Genomic DNA, 17,060 nt, shown 5'->3' with positions numbered 1-17,060 from the left:
GGTGGCGCGTCCGTTCGCGGCGTTGCACGACCCAGGCCCTGCTATCCGTTCGCCGTAGGGCTGCTTCCGCGCGCAGTGTCGCCGCCCGGTTCAGCCGGAGCGCCCGATCTGTCGAGTGCATCAGCGCCGCCGGCTTTCTTCCCGCGCCGTTGAAAGAAGGCAGCGCCCTTCGCACGCCATGCCTCCTTCGCGCGGGTGTCCTTCGATCCGATTGCGTCGAGCAACGCTCCGGCCAGTGTCTCGGCATCGAGTGCATCGGCCCCGGTTGTTGCGACGAGCTGGCCGAGCTGTTCGACCCGCTTTGCCCTCAGAGCGCGGGCCTTGTCACCCAGCGCTTTCAGTTCGGCATCGTAATCTCGAACCTTGCGCATCGCCTTCACCCTTCCGCGTATCGTTCGTTCGTATCTTAGCGCCGCCAACGATAGGGTAAAGTCTGAACGGTACGGGAAGCACTATCTAGTCAATCACGAGGAGCGAAGCGAATTAATAGTGCGCGCTTATAGAACGACGTTGCCGTTCTGCACGAAGAGAGGTAGCGTTGGCTCCGGTATGGCGATCTACCACTTCTCCGCCAAGATCATTAGCCGCAAGGTAGGCAGCAGCGCGGTCGCAAGCGCGGCCTATCGTGCCGCCGAGCGGCTGCACGACGACCGGCTGAACCGCAATCACGACTTCACCAACAAGGCGGGGGTGATCCACTCCGAGGTGATGTTGCCCGAGGGCGCGCCGGAGCGTTTGTCCGATCGAACGACTTTGTGGAACGAGATCGAGGCGCAGGAGAAGCGCTACGACGCGCAGTTGGCGCGCGAGGTGGAGTTCTCGATCCCACGCGAGATGAACGAGAAGCAGGGCGTGCAGCTGGCGCGCGACTTCGTCGACGAGCAGTTCGTGAAGCGCGGCATGGTCGCCGACCTCAACGTGCATTGGGACAAGGCGGCGGACGGCAGCCCCAAGCCGCACGCGCACGTCATGTTGTCGATGCGCCATGTAGACGGGCAAGGGTTCGGCAATAAGGTTGCCGACTGGAACGACCGGGGATTGTTGAAAGACTGGCGGGAGGCGTGGAGCGCACACGTCAACGAGCGGCTTGCCGAGCTGAGCATCAACGCGCGGATCGACCATCGTTCCTATGCCGATCAGGGGATCGAGCTGGAGCCGCAGCACAAGATCGGCCCGGCTGCGTCACGGCGACCAAGCCAAGGGCTTGAGGCGGAGCGGATCGAGGATCACGCGCGCATCGCGCGGGAGAACGGCGAGAAGATCGTCGCCAACCCGTCGATCGCGCTGGACGCCATCACGCGGCAGCAATCGACGTTCACGACCCGTGACCTCGCGACGTTCGCGTTCCGGCACAGTGATGGCAAGGAGCAGTTCGACCAGGTGATGGGGGCCGTGCGCGGCAGCCCCGAGCTGGTCGCGTTGGGAAAGGATGGGCGCGACCAGGAGCGGTTCACGAACCGCGAGATGATCGCGGTCGAGAACCGGCTTGAGCGTGCCGGTGACGAGTTGGCGGGGCGAAGCGAGCATGGTGTCGCCCGCGCTACCCGAGACGGTGCGATCAGTGCGGCAGAGGGGCGGGGGCTTGTCCTGTCGGGCGAGCAGCGCGACGCCTTTGAGCATGTGACCGGCAGTGCCGGGCTGGCGTCGGTCGTCGGCTATGCCGGTTCCGGAAAATCCGCCATGCTTGGTGTCGCGCGTGAGGCGTGGGAGGGGCAGGGCTACACCGTGCGCGGCGCGGCGTTGTCGGGCATCGCGGCCGAGAACCTTGAGAGTGGGTCGGGCATCGCGTCGCGGACGATCGCCAGCCTTGAACATGCATGGGGGCAGGGGCGCGAGCAGTTAGGCCCCAGGGACGTGCTGGTGGTGGACGAGGCGGGCATGATCGGCTCGCGCCAGATGGAGCGCGTGTTGAGCCAGGCCCGCGACGCCGGGGCCAAGGTCGTGATGGTCGGCGACCCCGAGCAGTTGCAGGCGATCGAGGCCGGCGCGGCGTTCCGCAGCATCACCGAGCGCCACGGCGCGGCCGAGATCACCGAAATACGCCGGCAGCGCGAGGACTGGCAGCGCGACGCCACGCGCGCGCTGGCGACGGGTCGCACCGGCGAGGCGGTGCACGCCTATGACGAACGCGGTATGGTCCATGTGGCCGACACCCGCGAGCAGGCGCGTAGCGAGCTTGTCGATGGTTGGGATCGGGCGCGGCAGGCCGATCCGGACAAGAGCCGGATCATCCTCACCCACACCAACGCCGAGGTCCGCGAGCTGAATGACGAGGCGCGCGGGCGCTTGCGGGCGAGCGGCGATCTTGGGAGCGACGTGGCGGTGAAGGCCGAGCGCGGCGAACGGCAGTTCGCGAGCGGCGACCGGATGATGTTCCTTCGCAACGAGCGAAGCATGGGCGTCAAGAACGGCACGCTTGGCACGATCGAGCGGGTATCGGCCGAGGGTATGGCCGTGAAGCTGGACGATGGTCGCAGCGTCGCGTTCGACACGAAGGACTACGCCCATGTCGATCATGGCTATGCGGCGACGTTCCACAAATCGCAGGGCGTGACGGTCGATCAGGCGCACGTGCTGGCGACGCCGGGCATGGACCGCCACAGCGCCTATGTCGGCATGTCACGGCACCGCGACGGGGTGCAGCTTCACTATGGCCGTGACGACTTCGCCGATCAGCGCCAGCTCGTCCGCGCCCTGTCGCGCGACCGAGGCAAGGACATGGCGGGCGACTATGCGCGGCCCGAGCCGGATCAGGCGCGCGCGTTCGCCGAGCGGCGCGAGATCCGGTTCCCGGAACTCGCGCGGGAGATGGTCGAGAAAGTTCAGGCCAAGGCGCGAGGCATGTTCGCCGGGTTCAAGCCGAAACCCCCATCAGAACGAACGACGTCGCCGGCGATCGAGCGGGCCGAACGCGCACCCACCGGCCAGCCCGACCAGGCGAAGGCGATCAAGCGTTACGCGCACGTCGTAGCTGACATCAAACGGATGCGGGAGAACGACCTGCCGGTGCTGCCGCACCAGGAGAGCGCGTTGCGCCGTGCCGGCGAGGCTGTCGAAGCCTTGCGACCGCAGGGCTGGCGCGACCTTGCGTCTGCGCTGGCGCGCAATCCGCAGCTCGTGCGCGACGCGGCCGAGGGGAAGACGGGTGGCGCGTCGCGCGCGATGGCGGAGGAGCAACGGGTGCGGCTCGACCCCGAGTTGCGCGCCGACCGCTTCGTGAAAGGCTGGCAGGCCATGCAGCGCGACCGCACGGCCAGGGAGCAAACGGGCGACAAGGACGGCGCGGAGCGGTTGCGCGGACGCATGGAGAAGCTGGCGGGGGGGCTGCACCGCGACCCGCAGCTCGAATCGGTATTGCGCGCCCGCGCGCCCGAACTCGCGCTGAAAATGGAACGCGGGCGCTCGATCGGGCAGGAGCTGGCGCAGTCGGTGGCGATCGTTCGCGAGCGTGATCGCGGCATGAGCCGGTAAGGGAAAGCGATGGACGAGCTGGACAAAGAGGACGGCCAGGAAACCGCAGCCGAGGCATTCGACCGGTTGAGCGCCGAGGTGGCGTCCATGCGAAGCGAGCAGGCGCTGTTACGTCGCGCGGTGGAGGGGCTTGCGGCCGAGCGCGGCGGACAAGACGTGCCCGACTATACCGAGACGCTTGGCGCGCTCCAGCAGGGCATGAACACCGCGACCGGGCGGATCAACGCGATCGGCCAGATACTCGCCAAGGCTCCGGCCTTGGCGATGACCCCCGAGGACATGGCGCAGCGTATCGCCGCAGCCGGGAATGCTGCCCGGCGTGAGGATCAGGCGGCGCTTGTTAAGGCGGGCGAGGACAAGGCCCGCGTCATGGCCGACCTTCGCACCATTGCCGGGTCCGCATGGACCAGGCATGACCAGAAGAACCGGCAGCTATGGTTCGGCCTGGGCGGGGTGGCGGCTGGCATCCTCGCATGGGCGATCGTTCCCGGTATCGTCGCGCGCGAGGTTGCGACGGCCAGCTGGCATTGGCCCGAGCGCATGGCGGCACGGACGTTGCGCCTGCCCCGTTGGGAAGCAGGCCAGCGGATGATGCAGAGCGCTGATACGGCGCAGTTTCGCGCGATCGTCGCCGGCGATCGGATCGTCACCGCCAATCGCGAGACGATTGAGGGATGCAGCAAAGCCGCAGCCAAGGCGCGTGACACGTTGCGATGCACGATCAGGATTGCGCCCGCACCCTAGACGCTGCTTACCTGTCCAAACGCACAATTTTTCGATAGCCCCATGCTAGCGCCAAGCCGGCGGCTCCTAATAAATAAAGCAACGAAGACCCGATTAGCTGTGTTGGCGGATTCGGTTCCTGAAAACTGAACACGGGAAGGCGTTCTGTGTCCGCCGATGTCAGACGCGTTTGACGGAAGATCATCGGCGATAGCACAGTGCCCCAATGCCGCAGGAAGCCTTGCGCTTGATCGACATAGGCCTGCTGCCGCTTACGACCGGTGCCAGCGGCGTCAGTCAGCACTTGATCGAGCGCGGCAGTCGGTGAGAGAAAGCGCAGTTGGTTCGTCCAGAGGTCATGGCGCGCCTGAATCACGGCACGATTTGCAAGCACAGGTCCGACCTCTGCCTCTACCACTCGCTGCGCCGCATAAAGCTTAGCCGGCCAGTACTCGTCGTTATCGCCCTGGAGTTCGGGATGCTCCGTCACATAGCCTTTCAGCGTCTCGTTAATGCGTAAGTTCGCGCGGTTCGATGCTTCACGGACATGGTTGATCTCTACAAAAGCCGATGGCCCAGGTGCAATCATCTCCGCGATTGCGCCGCCCATCGCCGGGAGAAGAACCGCGATTACGAGCCAAATGCCAGCGCCGGCGAGTGCCAGAACGTGCTGACGCCACGGCAGCCCGGCGGTGATCGCTGCCACTCCAAGCCAGAAGAAGAGATAAAGGGTAGCGCTGCCAGTCCATACCGCAAGACGCCCGCCAGGTGCTCCCCACAGGAGCGCAGCTGCGGCGATGACGAGAAGGCAGGCAAATACTGGTAAGGCGCGCAGGAGCAGCCGTAGCGCCAACCTTCGGCCGAATGCGGAACTCTGGATGGCAGCAAGTCGTAACCGCCCGGTTTCTCGTTCCTCCGCAACAACATTGTAGGTCAACATCAGGAGCGCGAGCGGTAGCAGTAGAACGACTAGAAATCCCGCATCGAACCGGCCTGCGGCCAGCGCATAGGTACTTCCGAACTCAAATTTGCGGAACAAATTATCCGCACGAACCATGAACAGCGACACGTTTGCCGAGAAGGGCTGAATATCCTCGCGGCCGAAGCTCAGGGCCGCGAGCGGACCCGATGGTCGTGCGGCGTTCCAGTCCGCGATGTTCGGTTCGCCCGCCCCCCAAAATGGTGGAGGCTCGCGGCCAGCCTCGACCCGCAAGAGGGTTTCGCGGTCAGCGCTGCGCTTAGCTACCGAGCGCTCAATCTCGGCTCGAACCTGTGCGTCGCGATCAGCCTTGAAGCGCTGACCGTTCCACAAGCAAGCGATCGTGAGCAGCGCCAGCGCGAGGCACGCCCAACGAAACATCGGCACACGCCAGGTTATTCGCCATTCTTGAAGCAGCATCGTCATGCCCGTTTTCCCAGCCTACGCGCTGCGAATGCGAGGAAGGCCAAGGCTGCCACCACCCATCCCAATATAATAGCGAGATCGGCAAGATAACGCTCCGCAAAGGTTTCGAGACCGGGCGAGCGGTAGGTAAAGGTGCGGACCGTTTCCCAGAAGGAGCGATCGGCGGTGTTCGCATTGTTGCGGCCTTTGCCGGTGCGCGTCTGCTCGGCGTTGAGCTGTCGTTGGAGCGTTCGGCGGTGCGTCTCGGCAGCGGCAGCAAAGGCGCGCTGATGGAGAAGGTCACTGCCTGCCAGCCCCATTGACAGGAAGCGCACCGATATTGCCGGCGACAGCGGCGCGAACCAGCGTTGCGATGTTGCCTGTGCGTCCTCGATCGCCGCTAGGTCACCGTAAAGGCGATCGTAGATCGTATCGCTATATTCTTCACCTTTTTGAAGGGCGATTCCCGAGAAATCCACCGGAAGTTCCTCGAGTGAGGTCACTCCATATTGTGCCAGAACCTCTTTCTGCAGTGTGGCCATTGCTGGATTGCCGACGTCGTGCCCGGTTACTCCGGCTTGGCGGGCTATGGTCACATCATTCCAGAACTCTCCGGCGCTTGGCACCGGATGCGACCTGATCGCCTGTTCGGCAGCGAGCCGGGGCACCAGCACGACACTCGTCATCCATAGGCAGAGCAGCGCAAGCAGTGCGCCTCGCGCGGTCGCTGCCAAGGCGGAAACTCCAACGGTCAACGCAGCCCAGACGGCCGCGTAAAGCAGATAGACTACCCACGCACTTGCCAGACGAAGCAATCCGTCCGCGTTGATGCCCCCGGTCAGTGTTGTAAAACCACCGCCAACCAGCAAAATTCCCGTAACCAGCAGCGCGGCTCCGCCGAACATTGCACCGGCTTTGCCCGCGAGCAGCGGGAGAGGTCGGGCACCCTGCATAAGCTGAAGCCGCAGGTTGCCGCCCTCCCTCTCGCCAGCGATGGCCGCAAACCCTGCCATCACTATGAGCAACGGCATCAACGCCTGAAGAATCCAAGCGGGGGAAAGATCGCCGAAACGCTGAACGAGTCCTGCTGACTGTGCTGGGCGGGCCTGGGGCGGGTTCTGATAATGGGCCTCAATCCACACCGCTTGCCCTAGCCAAGGCGACAAACCCGGATCGAACGGCCCGAGCGCGGCGGGCGGACGAAAGGCGTATTGACCCATGTGCGCGGCGACGTGCGGGTTCACGGCACCTTGGTCGTACCAAAGCGACTGATCGGCCGCGACCGCGATTCGCCGATCGTCGGCATAGCGGGCTTGCTGAACTGTTCCGATCACGATGGCGACCAGGGCCAGCAGCGACAACACGATCGCGATGATCCCGATGCGGCGATCACGGGCGAGTTCGCGAAACTCCTTGGCGATAACGGCGGCGATCATCGTAATTCGCCTCGCATGTGATCAGCGTAGAGCCGGTCGAGTGCATTAGACTCGACAGCGCGCGCATCGACAGTCTCGACCAGTTGGCCCGCTTTCATAATGCCGATGCGATCGGCGATCTCGCGCGCTCGGAAAACATCGTGAGTGACCATCAGCACGGCCTTTCCGGCGTCTCGCAGCAAGCGGATATGCGCACCGAAATCGTTGGCGGCGAGAGGGTCTAGGCCGCTCAGCGGTTCATCGAGCAGCAGCGCATCGGCCTGTTTGGCGAGCGCTATGGCGATACCGACCTTCTGCCGCATCCCCTTCGAGTAATCGCCCATTCGCTTGGTTGCGTCTTCTCCGTTCAGCCCGGCTTCGACCAGCAGCACCGTCGCCTCACCCACCGTTAGGCGACGGCCAGCGAGTTCGGCGAAGTAGGTTAGATTTTCGACGCCGCTCAGCAGAGGAAAGAGGTTCACCTGATCCGGGATATAGGCGACACGTGCGCGTGCCGCGCGGAGATCATCGCTCACTGGACGTCCCGCGATCACGATGGTGCCCTCATCGGGTTTCAGGAAACCCAAAAACAGGTTGACCATCGTCGATTTGCCGGCACCGTTTGCGCCCAGCAGGCAGACGATTTCTCCTTGCGATACAGTGAGGTTGAGGTTCTTGAGTGCGATGTGCGGGCCAAACCGCTTGGTGACATTGCGGGCCTCAAGCAAAATCAATCCCCTGCATCGTTAGACCTTGTCGTGCGGTGCGATATACCATTACACGGCCAACTCGAATATGCCAGCCGGCCTTGGGGGAAAACATGTCTATCCGTCTTACGGGCGCTGCGCTTTGGGCGTCGAGCGCGCTGTTGCTTCATAGCCCTGCAATTGCGCAGTCCGCCATAACCGACCCTGCCGTGAGCTCGACAGAGCAGCAACAGGAGGAAATTGTCGTCACTGGCAAGTACAGCGCGGCGAGCGCCGTGACCGGAACCAAGACCGACACCCCGTTGATTGAGGTGCCGCAGTCGATCGCGGTCGTAAGCGCCACGCTGATTGATGAACGCCGCCCATTCTCGCTGACGGAGGCGCTATACAATGTCAGCGGCGTAGCGGATGTAGGTTCACGTCGTGGCTTCGATAACATCGTCATTCGCGGTTTCGATGCCAACGCATCCATCTATCTCGACGGGCTTCGGGTGGAACGAGGAAGCGCGTTCGTGCAGCAAGAGCCGCTTGGCCTGGAGCGGATCGAGGTTCTCAAAGGCCCCGGCTCGGTGCTGTTCGGCCAAGGTTCGCTCGGTGGCATCATCAACCAGATTAGTAAGCGTCCAACCGACACTCCGCTCTTCTCAACCGAGATAATGGGGGGCAGCTTTGGAACGTATCAAGGGCTGATCGACATAGGCGGACCGGTGACTAATGACGGTGCGCTCAGCGGTCGGATCAACGCGATCTACCGCAATCTGGAGGATTCGATCGATTTTATAGAGCGCCGTCGCCTTTACGTCGCCCCGTCGCTGCGCTGGAAGTCGGGCGGGACAACGCTAACCGTTCTCGGTGCGATTATCCGGGACAGACGTGATGGAAACTATGCCGGCATACCGCCCGAGGGCGTGTTCTTGCCGAACCCCAACGGCAAAGTCCCTCGTAATCGCAACATTGGCGAGCCGGGCTTTGATAACGACCGTATCGACCGCCAGCAGATTGGTTATCAGCTAGAGCACGTTTTCGACGATCGTTGGACTTTGCGGCAGAACGGGCGCTTCACCCACACAGACCTCGATTCATTGGGTATCTTCTCGGGCGGCCTCGACGCAGATGGCCGGACGCTTCAACGCTTCATCGGGAGTGTTCCCCAAGACGATCGTGCGTTCGCGCTCGATACACAGGTTCAGGGCCGCTTCGCTTGGGGAGGGCTCGACACGACGTTCATCGCGGGGGCCGATCTGCTTCAACAGCGTGTCGATCAGGTGTTCAGCTTTGGCGGCATCGGGCCGCTCGACATATACCAACCGGTCTACGGGCAGCAGCCGACACCCTTGTTCCCCGTTCTGGACTTCATCCGCAACGACTCACTCTATGGTTTTTATCTTCAGAACCAGACGAAGATCGGTGAGCGTCTCAGCGTCCTGATCGGCGGACGGTATGACATTTCCAAAACGCGCAACTTCGACCGGCTGACCAGCCAGCGCCGCAGGCAACGCGATGCTGATTTCACCTTCCGCGTCGGTGGGGTCTATCAGGTCACGCCCGGCGCCGGTTTCTTTGTCAGCTATGCAGAGGCGTTTAATCCTAGCTTTGGTGTATCGGCCGACAGCGAACCGTTCGAGCCGGAGCAGGCGACGCAGTATGAGGCTGGGATCAAAACCGACCTTGCCGGCGGCCGCATTCGCACGAACGTATCGGTGTATCGCATCACCCGCGACAACGTGCTGGTGGCGTTTCCCGGCGTTCCCGGCCTTCAACTTCAGACGGGGCAACAGCGAAGTCAGGGATTCGAAGCCGACGCAGCGGTCCGCCTCTCCGATCGCTGGAACGTAACCGCAGCCTACACCTACACCGACGTGACCGTCCGAAAGGATACCAATCCGTTGTTTGTCGGCGACCGACCGGTCAGCGTTCCATCACATCTGGTCAATTTATGGTCGTCCTACGTCCTGCCGCTTGGCCCAGGCGTGCTTACGATCGGTGGTGGTGGTCGCTATGTTGGCAAGCGGGAAGGCACATTACCAAACAGCTATGTCATCCCCGATTATGTCGTGGCCGATGCTCTGCTCGATTACCGGCTGGATCGCTGGCGGCTGCGGCTCAATGCTTACAACCTGTTTGACGCGAACTATGTCGATTCCGCATCGCCATCGGGAACGAGAACGGTGCTGCTCGGGGAACCGCTGACCGTGCGAGTGGGCGTCGGCTACGGGTTCTAGTTGGCGGCTCCCGAAAACGATCGTTCGCGCGAGAGCCGCGCCGATCGCGGCTGAGGTCGCCGAAACGGCCCTCCCCGCCTCTAGAAACCGTCCCCTGTTTCCTTCTCCGAAATTCGACTAGGTCGAGTCGAGTTTTCGGAGAAGAGCCTTGCTCGTCGGCTACGCGCGCGTGTCCACCAGGGACCAGTCCCCTGCCCTACAGCTTGAGGCTTTGCGCCAAGCCGGATGCGAGCGGGTGTTCATGGAGAAGGCGTCGGGCGCGCAACGCGACCGGCCCGAGCTGAAAGCCGCGCTCGATTATCTCCGTGCCGGCGACACGTTGGCAGTGTGGAAGCTGGACCGCCTGGCGCGGTCCGTCCGGCAGCTTGTGGAAACGGCCGAAGATCTCGCTAAGCGCGAGATCGGCCTTCGCGTGCTCACCCAGGCGATCGACACCACCAGCCCCGGCGGACGATTGGTGTTCCACGTATTTGCCGCCGTGGCGGAGTTCGAGCGCGAGCTTACCCTGGAGCGCACCCATGCCGGCCTTGCCCATGCGAAGGCGCTAGGTCGTCGTGGCGGTCGCAAGCCGGCGATGGGGCCGGCCGAGATCAAGCGCGCCAAGGCCATGCTCGCCGATCCAACCATCACCGTCGAGGAGGTGGCGCAGCAGCTCGGGGTGCAGCCATCGACGCTCTACCGGCATATTCCCGGCGGGCGCAGCTCGCTTCGTCAGCCGGCGTAAGCGGAGGCCGTCATTGGACGGCCGCGTCCTTGTCCCACCCACCCAACCCTGTGGGCCTGGCCTTGCGGCCCGGCAGTCATTCCCCGCTAACTCAGCCGTTGAGCTTATCCTTGACCGCTTTCGCTGGCGCGAAGGTCAGCTTATTCGATGCCTTGATCGTCATGGCTTCACCAGTCGCGGGATTGCGGCCCTCACGTTCTGGGTTCGCCTTCACCTTGAACTTGCCAAAGCCGTTGAGCGAGATTTCCTCGCCTTGAGCCGCCGCATCGCCAATAGCGGCGAAGACAGCATCGACCAGCTTGCGGGCGTCCGACTTGGTGACACCGTGCTCTGTGGCGAGCTTGTCGGCAAGATCACTGTTGTTCATGGCAGTCCGCTTCCTGTTGTGAGCCTGAGCACGAAGACCTAACCGCGTCTGCGTCCGGCGTCACCGCCGAAACTTTAGTGTCTGCAAACTCCGGTTACGCGAACAGGTCGCCGATCGCGCGCAGCCGGAAGGCGTTGAACCAACGGCGCCGGCGATGTTCAACCGCGTCGTGAACCATGTGGCAGCGCTGGCAAAGTGCGGCGAGGTTGCGCGGCCGGTTGTCGCCGGGATCGTGATTCAGGTGCGCGCTGGCGAGAACCACGCGCGTGACCCGCAGTTGAGCGGGCGGGTCGATACCGACGAACCCCGGTTGAGCTTGGGAGAGGTCATCAGGCGTCGGTAAGCGGCGAAGCCCTCTGCCCTGCCCGTCACGCCAGATCGCCTTGTCATCGTCCCACCAGACGCCATTGCCGAGGTGCAGCACGTCGCGGCCATGCGGACGCTGGCAACGCTCGCACCGTCCCTTCGCCCGTTGAAACCGGATGAGGTTGGACAACTCGCGCCAGTCGATCGGATAAAGCCAGCGATGTTCGCGCGCGATCGGCATGACGATTCTATGAGTCACGGCGCACGAGAACGAAAGCGGAAACTTCGCTCTAAGCCCCTACTCGCCTAAAAACCTTCTTAGTGTCACAGGCGAAAAGGTGATTAGTGGAGGATTCCCGTAGCAAACTTCCGAACCATGCTTTCGCATGGAGCCACGACCGGCACGGCCAAGCACGTTTCATTGAAGCGGCGCATCGTCGCTTTGTCGATCGTGCCGACCTTGAGCATCGCCGAGGCGGACGAATGGATCGCCTCGAAAGCGTCGCTCTTGAACCTAGCCGTGACGGACATATCGCTTAGGCCGCTTCCGCGATCCGCATTTCGATATGCAGCCCGGCCGCGGCAGTGAGATTCACCAGCGCGTCGAGCGAAAACTTGTCGATCTTGCCCCGAAGCAAATCCGACAGGCGCGGCCGAGTGATCCCGAGCCGCGCTGCGGCCTCATCCTGGGGCAGATCCCAACCTTTTACCCGTGCCGTGACCGCGCGCATCAGGTCGGAGCGCGCCGTCATGTTGGCGGCCTCCGCGGGCGTGTCGCAGAGGGCTTCCCACACATTGCTGAACGTCTCGACCTTCATCGTGCTTCCTTCCACGTCCGCAGCCGCTTTGCGGCCAAATCCAAATCCGCCTTCGGCGTCGCCTGCGTCTTCTTTTGAAACGCATGCAGGACCAATACGCCCTCCTCGACTGCGGCGAGATAAACGACCCGGAACGCACCGGCCGCTTCCCTCACCCTGATCTCGCGCACGCCCGGCCCCACGCTCGGCATAGGTTTCCAGTCCGCAGGCTCGTCACCCGCCTGGACCTTTCCAAGCTCAAAGCCCGCACGCGACCGCGCCTTGTCCGGGAACTCGCGCAGACGGTCGCGGCTGTCCCCGAGAAAGATAATCGACTTCACCGCAGGTTGCGTATCAGAACCGATACGGAAATGCAAGGTGGGGCTGGCGCGCCCGGGCCGGTCCGCGCTCTATCTCCGCTCGCGCTCCGACCGAGCCGCCTACAGGCGTTTCGTCGCTGGCGCGTGACGATCGCTCGCGCGAGGAAGGTGTAAAGGGTATTTCCTTATTTCTTTCTATCCTTCATAGTGTCACAGGTAAGAGGGCGAGAAGGGCCTAAGGTGCAAATCTATTCACTCATTACCCAGAAGGGTGGCGCGGGGAAAAGCACCCTTGCCCGTCAGCTTGCGGTTCTCGCAGGCGAGACGGAGCCAAGCCTCATCATTGATCGCGATCCGCAGCGGACGACGACAAAATGGTGGACACGCCGCGAGCGGATCGAGCCAGCCCTTGAGCGCCCCGAGCTGATTGACCTGGACGGCACCACCCTGACCGACGCGGCCAAGAGCCTCCGACGCAAGCCCGAGGGCGCGCTGTTCATCGACACTCGCCCAGCCGTTGAAGAACCCGAGGCCGAAGCGGCGCGTGTGGCGGACTTGGTGATTGTGCCGGTGCGGCCGTCCCCGGACGATTTGGAGGCGGTTGGCGAGACGTTGAAAATCTTGCGCCGACTTGATCGGCGCGCGGTTGTCATCGTCAATGCGGCGAAAAATGATTCACGGGCGACGGCGGCGCGTGCCGCCCTGTCACGCTACCCGGTCCCGGTTTGCCCGACTCACCTGTCGGACCGCACCATTTATCTGGACGCTTCGCTTGAGGGGAGGGGTGTCACCGAAATGCGGGGTCACGCCGCGCGCGAAGCGGCCGACGAGCTACGCCAGGTTTGGAGCTGGATTCAGGAGATACGACATGAGCAGTAAGCGCACCGGCCGCGCGCTCGCCGACGTGATGGGCGAGCTGGACGAGGAGCCGACCGTGACTCCGACCGCAGCGGCGGTGGACATCAGCGTCGCCAAGGAGAGTGGAACGCCGGCGATCGTGCCAATCAATGTGCAAGTCACCCCGCGCGACCGCAAGCGGCTTCGCCAGCTCAGCTTAGACAGTGGATTGAGCTTGCAGAAGCTAGGCCATGAGGCCTGGAACCGACTACTGGAGGCGCGTGGGTTGGAGCCGCTGGAGGCGGTCGCCGCAAGCGTGCCGAGCGGCCGATCACGGCGCTGACCTTGGAGCCTTTATGACTAAGAAGGTGCGAAGGAAAGAAGACGGTTCGGCTGGCTTGCTCGACCAGCTCGACCTGTTCGTGACGCTTCCCGGCGATATACCGACCCACGACGAGCAGGAAATGATGGAGCGGCCGTTTTTCAGCCTATCCAAGCAGCGCCGCAGCGAGCCGATCGACTATTCGGTTCAGAACGGCACCACGACCGTGACCGTCAACGTCACGGCCCCGGCCGAGATCGGCATCGCAACGATTTGGGATTGCGACATCCTGATATGGGCCGTGTCGCAGCTTCGGGCGGCGAAAGCGCAGGGTCAGCCCACGACGCCCCACTTCCACGTTCCGCTCTACGAGCTGCTACGCGGCATCGACCGGCCGACCGGGGGGGACGAGTATCGCCGCATTGTGGAGGCGCTGGAGCGCTTGAGCGCGACACTGATCCGCACCAACATCCGTCAGGGCAAGAAAAAGCGCCCGGAGGGCTTCCACTGGATCGAGCGCTACGCCGCACCCACCGACGATCTAGGGCGATCGACCGGGGTGGAGTTCACCATATCGGATTGGCTTTACGAAGGCGTGCTGACCGACCGTCTCGTTCTCGGCATCGATCGTGCCTACTTCAAACTGACCGGCGGGATTGAACGATGGCTCTACCGCGTTGTCCGCAAGCATGGCGGGCATCAGGCGGGGGGCTGGGCCTTCACCATGAAGCAGCTTCATCACAAGAGCGGAAGCACCCAGCGGGTAGCTGATTTCGCCAAGGAGTTGCGGGTCGCTGTCGAGCGGCAGCGACTGCCCGGATACTGGCTCGAATTGGTGAGAAACGATGAAGGTGAGGAGGTTCTTAACTTCACAGAGCGATGCCAGCTCTCGACCAACCATCCAGGCTTCCAGTTCAAGCGTTTGCCACGCCCGCCGATGGGGTTCCCCGCCGACTAAATCCCAGGGGCCAAAACCCCGATAGTGGTGGTGGTCCTACTATCGGGGGAATGGCCCCTGCGAATCACGGGGTTTCGGCCCCGCGAATCACGGGGTTTTGGCCCCCAAAACCGCCGCTAAGTCATTGAGGAGACAACACGAAAGCGCTCCGTAAGAGTCTTAAACCTACTATTACATAGTAGATTCTTCTTAAGCGATTCAGGTTGTGGATAACCCCAGGACGCGCCCAACGCAGGGGCCAAAACCCCGATACACCACGCCATGGTACGCACCACTCGCTAACTCGAAGCAACAAGGTTCAATGGAATCGGCCTAGCGGCCGATGCGCCTTCGTTGCGTGCCGGCTATCGCCGTCACAGGAGCGGCGCAAGCGCCGCTAGCTTGGCGAGGAAGAAGTTGGAGGGGAGTGCCGCTTTCTGCCCCCAGGGTTGCCCAGGAGGGTCGCCAGAGAGCAGGAGAGGGGTTCAGCGCCTTCCGAGCCCCGAACGCGACGGGGGTCGCCAGCGGGGCTTATTTCGCCTTCGCTGGGTCCGGTTCGTAAATCGTAAATTCCAACGGCTGGCCCGCCGCGGCTGCTACTCGTGGCGGGTCCACTTTTCCCGGCCGGTCGCGGTGTGTGGAGCTCGTGTTCCCTATGACATGGTCCGCCATCAGTCCGCCGCGACCATCGGCGTGACCGGCAGCGCCTGATCGGCGTCGGGATGATCGAGCAGCCGGAGCAGGATTTGCGAGACGAGGGGAGGGGAGACCCCTTCTTCGAGCATCATGTCGAAAAACGCATTCTCGTTCGGCGTCGGTGTCATATCCTCGATCATGAGGTTGGCGCGGGAATCCTCCACGCCATCGCGCCACATCTCGACTTCAGCCGGCGTGCCGCGCACGAAATCCATCGCCCGGATTTGCGTGCGGACAGCTTCGACGTCGATTATCATGCTCACTTTCCTCTGACGTCGGAAGCAACGCCTCTTGCTCTGGAATGGGCAACCTTCCGTGCGCCAGCTTCGAAAACCACAAGCGCTGCAACCATGAAGGCTGCCCCCGCCCACTGAACAGCCCCTAGCCTCTCGCCCAAAAACAGTGTCGCCAGTGCAGCTCCTAACAACGGCTCAATGATCGTAAGCATTGAGGCACGCACCGGCCCGATACGCCGCAGTGCTGCAAGAAAGGCAAGCAGTCCTACCCCGATCCCGAAGCCTGCCAGGACGACGCCAAGCCACCCCGCCGCTTCCCTAGGCGTCGTCCAGCCGCCGAGGATTGCCGTCAGGATGGCGAAGGCCAGCACGCTTCCGGCAGTGGAAACCAGGTTCACCATTACGCTACTCGCGTGTTCCTGCGCTCGCGCCGCGCAAAGAACGACACCGCACATTCCCAAAGCGGCCAGTGCGGCAAGACCCAGGCCCCTTGCATCTAGCGTTTCCGCGCCCGGCAGCAGGATCGCCATCAGGCCACCAATTACTCCAAGCATTGCCAGCATCTGCGTCGTTGTCAGCTGCTCCCTTCCGCGCAGATGAGCAAAAATGGCGATCAGGACAGGATGCACGAAGAACACCAGCACCGCGACGCCCACCGGAACGAACAGAACCGAGGCGAGAAGGGCGTAGACAACGGCGGACTGGAATAGACCGCCCGATAGCGCGGGAACCCAAGCATCCCGACTTATATTAAAGGAACTTGTCGTCGCAGCGACCACACCGGGGCTCCGTGGGCATTTCTTCAGCGGTGTACGCTAAGGAAACAGGAAGTTCTTGGGATTGAAGCGGTTGGCGCGGATCGGGCGGTATCGTTCGAGGGGGCGGTCAATCTCGTTCCAGAGATAGTCGCCGGTGAGCGCAATATGGCTCCAGGCAACGGCGCGATGCCCGCGCCAAGCAGCGCGTCACGCTGCAGGTCGACCGACTGCCGCTCATCGTTGGTGGAAACGCGCGTGTAACCGACCAGCATACACGACAAACCCCAAAATGGACGTTGTCGCCCACCCTAGCGATCCGACTGGGTTTGTCGCGCAATATACGACGCTTTTGGAGGGTCGGACCAGCAGCCGTCGGCCGGGACGCGGAAATCAGATGTTTGCCGTTGTCCTTAATCGCACCGTCAACGCGTTAGCGTACACGGCTGAAGGAATTCCCACGGAGCCCCACACCCGCTGCAAATATGGTCGCAACGGCTCCGCGCAGGGTAACGACCGCCAACACACTAGCCCCATCCGCGAACGCAAGTTTCGCGCCGACAGGTCCGAAGGCGAAGGCCGCGGCAGAGAGGAGCGCGAGGATCACGCCCGCTGCTCTTCCGTGAGCTGCCGTCACTGCCGCACCTGGTTCACGGCGCACATTTCGGTGCAAATGCTTCGACGATCGTCACACCTCCTACCGCTTCCGCGTCGAACGCCCGCTTGCCGCGCCGCTTCCAGAGCGCCAGCACGTCCCCGGCATCACCGCCACGCGCGCGGCCGGCGAGATCGAGCAGCGCGCCATAGAGTGTCGCGCGATCGTCGTCGGTCAGCTCGACCA

The 17,060-nt window shown here is 63.0% G+C and carries 17 protein-coding genes and 1 pseudogene; 7 read left to right on the top strand and 11 right to left on the bottom strand.

What is annotated here, in order from left to right; all coding sequences use genetic code 11:
- Nucleotides 1–41 precede the first annotated feature (41 nt).
- Complete coding sequence (locus FHS79_RS17525) at nucleotides 42–371, bottom strand: conjugal transfer protein TraD (protein ID WP_184202988.1); 330 nt, start codon at nucleotides 369–371, stop codon at nucleotides 42–44.
- Between the two features lie 178 nt (nucleotides 372–549).
- Here FHS79_RS17525 and traA point away from each other — a divergent pair, with 178 nt between their 5' ends.
- Both traA and FHS79_RS17515 read left to right on the top strand, forming a co-directional pair.
- Complete coding sequence (gene traA, locus FHS79_RS17520) at nucleotides 550–3,471, top strand: Ti-type conjugative transfer relaxase TraA (RefSeq protein ID WP_184202984.1); 2,922 nt, start codon at nucleotides 550–552, stop codon at nucleotides 3,469–3,471.
- 9 nt (nucleotides 3,472–3,480) lie between these two features.
- On the top strand, nucleotides 3,481–4,215 hold the full coding sequence (locus FHS79_RS17515; RefSeq protein WP_184202982.1) for a DUF6118 family protein: 735 nt from the start codon (nucleotides 3,481–3,483) through the stop codon (nucleotides 4,213–4,215).
- Between the two features lie 7 nt (nucleotides 4,216–4,222).
- Here the strand turns inward: FHS79_RS17515 and FHS79_RS17510 are convergent, their stop codons facing one another.
- Genes FHS79_RS17510 through FHS79_RS17500 form a run of 3 tightly spaced genes read right to left on the bottom strand, consistent with a single transcriptional unit; the run spans nucleotide 4,223 to nucleotide 7,727 of the window.
- Entirely contained in the window at nucleotides 4,223–5,599 is a 1,377-nt protein-coding gene (locus tag FHS79_RS17510) for a DUF3526 domain-containing protein (protein ID WP_184202980.1), read from the bottom strand.
- Nucleotides 5,596–7,014 carry a DUF3526 domain-containing protein gene (locus FHS79_RS17505; protein ID WP_184202978.1) on the bottom strand — a complete coding sequence of 473 codons (1,419 nt, stop codon included), beginning with the start codon at nucleotides 7,012–7,014 and terminating at the stop codon, nucleotides 5,596–5,598. Before FHS79_RS17505 ends, FHS79_RS17510 begins: the two co-directional genes overlap by 4 nt.
- The gene (locus FHS79_RS17500; RefSeq protein ID WP_207792437.1) at nucleotides 7,011–7,727 is read right to left on the bottom strand and encodes an ABC transporter ATP-binding protein; all 717 of its coding nucleotides are present in this window, start codon (nucleotides 7,725–7,727) and stop codon (nucleotides 7,011–7,013) included. Before FHS79_RS17500 ends, FHS79_RS17505 begins: the two co-directional genes overlap by 4 nt.
- Before the next feature lie 86 nt (nucleotides 7,728–7,813).
- Here FHS79_RS17500 and FHS79_RS17495 point away from each other — a divergent pair, with 86 nt between their 5' ends.
- Nucleotides 7,814–9,922 (top strand): TonB-dependent siderophore receptor, encoded by a 2,109-nt coding sequence (locus FHS79_RS17495; protein ID WP_184202976.1) that lies wholly within the window; start codon nucleotides 7,814–7,816, stop codon nucleotides 9,920–9,922.
- Nucleotides 9,923–10,070: 148 nt separating this feature from the next.
- On the top strand, nucleotides 10,071–10,646 hold the full coding sequence (locus FHS79_RS17490) for a recombinase family protein (RefSeq protein WP_184202974.1): 576 nt from the start codon (nucleotides 10,071–10,073) through the stop codon (nucleotides 10,644–10,646).
- 91 nt (nucleotides 10,647–10,737) lie between these two features.
- Here FHS79_RS17490 and FHS79_RS17485 read toward each other — a convergent pair.
- The 4 genes and pseudogenes from FHS79_RS17485 to FHS79_RS17470 form a co-directional block, all read right to left on the bottom strand.
- Nucleotides 10,738–11,025, bottom strand: a pseudogene (locus FHS79_RS17485) (HU family DNA-binding protein); the annotation flags it as partial.
- Between the two features lie 82 nt (nucleotides 11,026–11,107).
- Entirely contained in the window at nucleotides 11,108–11,560 is a 453-nt protein-coding gene (locus FHS79_RS17480; RefSeq protein WP_184202971.1) for a hypothetical protein, read from the bottom strand.
- Between the two features lie 295 nt (nucleotides 11,561–11,855).
- Nucleotides 11,856–12,137, bottom strand: a complete 282-nt coding sequence (locus FHS79_RS17475) for a helix-turn-helix domain-containing protein (protein ID WP_184202969.1) — start codon at nucleotides 12,135–12,137, stop codon at nucleotides 11,856–11,858.
- A complete protein-coding gene (locus FHS79_RS17470; protein WP_184202967.1) occupies nucleotides 12,134–12,457 on the bottom strand; it encodes a type II toxin-antitoxin system RelE/ParE family toxin in 324 nt (107 codons plus the stop codon). Before FHS79_RS17470 ends, FHS79_RS17475 begins: the two co-directional genes overlap by 4 nt.
- Nucleotides 12,458–12,676: 219 nt before the next feature.
- Between FHS79_RS17470 and FHS79_RS17465 the strand changes: the two genes are divergently transcribed.
- From FHS79_RS17465 to FHS79_RS17455, 3 genes are read left to right on the top strand one after another with little or no spacing between them, the layout of a single operon-like run.
- Nucleotides 12,677–13,315, top strand: coding sequence for a nucleotide-binding protein (locus FHS79_RS17465; protein ID WP_184202965.1), 639 nt, complete (start codon nucleotides 12,677–12,679; stop codon nucleotides 13,313–13,315).
- Nucleotides 13,305–13,616, top strand: coding sequence for a hypothetical protein (locus tag FHS79_RS17460; RefSeq protein WP_184202963.1), 312 nt, complete (start codon nucleotides 13,305–13,307; stop codon nucleotides 13,614–13,616). Before FHS79_RS17465 ends, FHS79_RS17460 begins: the two co-directional genes overlap by 11 nt.
- Before the next feature lie 13 nt (nucleotides 13,617–13,629).
- A complete protein-coding gene (locus tag FHS79_RS17455) occupies nucleotides 13,630–14,553 on the top strand; it encodes a replication initiator protein A (protein WP_184202961.1) in 924 nt (307 codons plus the stop codon).
- A gap of 650 nt (nucleotides 14,554–15,203) precedes the next feature.
- On the opposite strand, the gene FHS79_RS17450 is transcribed toward FHS79_RS17455, so the two are convergent.
- From FHS79_RS17450 to FHS79_RS17440, 3 genes are all read right to left on the bottom strand, one after another.
- Entirely contained in the window at nucleotides 15,204–15,485 is a 282-nt protein-coding gene (locus FHS79_RS17450) for a hypothetical protein (RefSeq protein ID WP_184202959.1), read from the bottom strand.
- Between the two features lie 2 nt (nucleotides 15,486–15,487).
- A complete protein-coding gene (locus FHS79_RS17445; protein ID WP_184202957.1) occupies nucleotides 15,488–16,243 on the bottom strand; it encodes an EamA family transporter in 756 nt (251 codons plus the stop codon).
- A 626-nt stretch (nucleotides 16,244–16,869) separates the two neighbouring features.
- Nucleotides 16,870–17,060: conjugal transfer protein TraD (locus FHS79_RS17440; protein WP_184202955.1), on the bottom strand; the 191-nt coding region annotated here is incomplete at its 5' end.

Source organism: Polymorphobacter multimanifer (genome assembly GCF_014205635.1).
Lineage (GTDB): Bacteria > Pseudomonadota > Alphaproteobacteria > Sphingomonadales > Sphingomonadaceae > Sandarakinorhabdus > Sandarakinorhabdus multimanifer.
The sequence above is the reverse complement of the archived record's forward strand: the minus strand, read 5'-3'. Positions and strand labels throughout refer to the sequence as shown.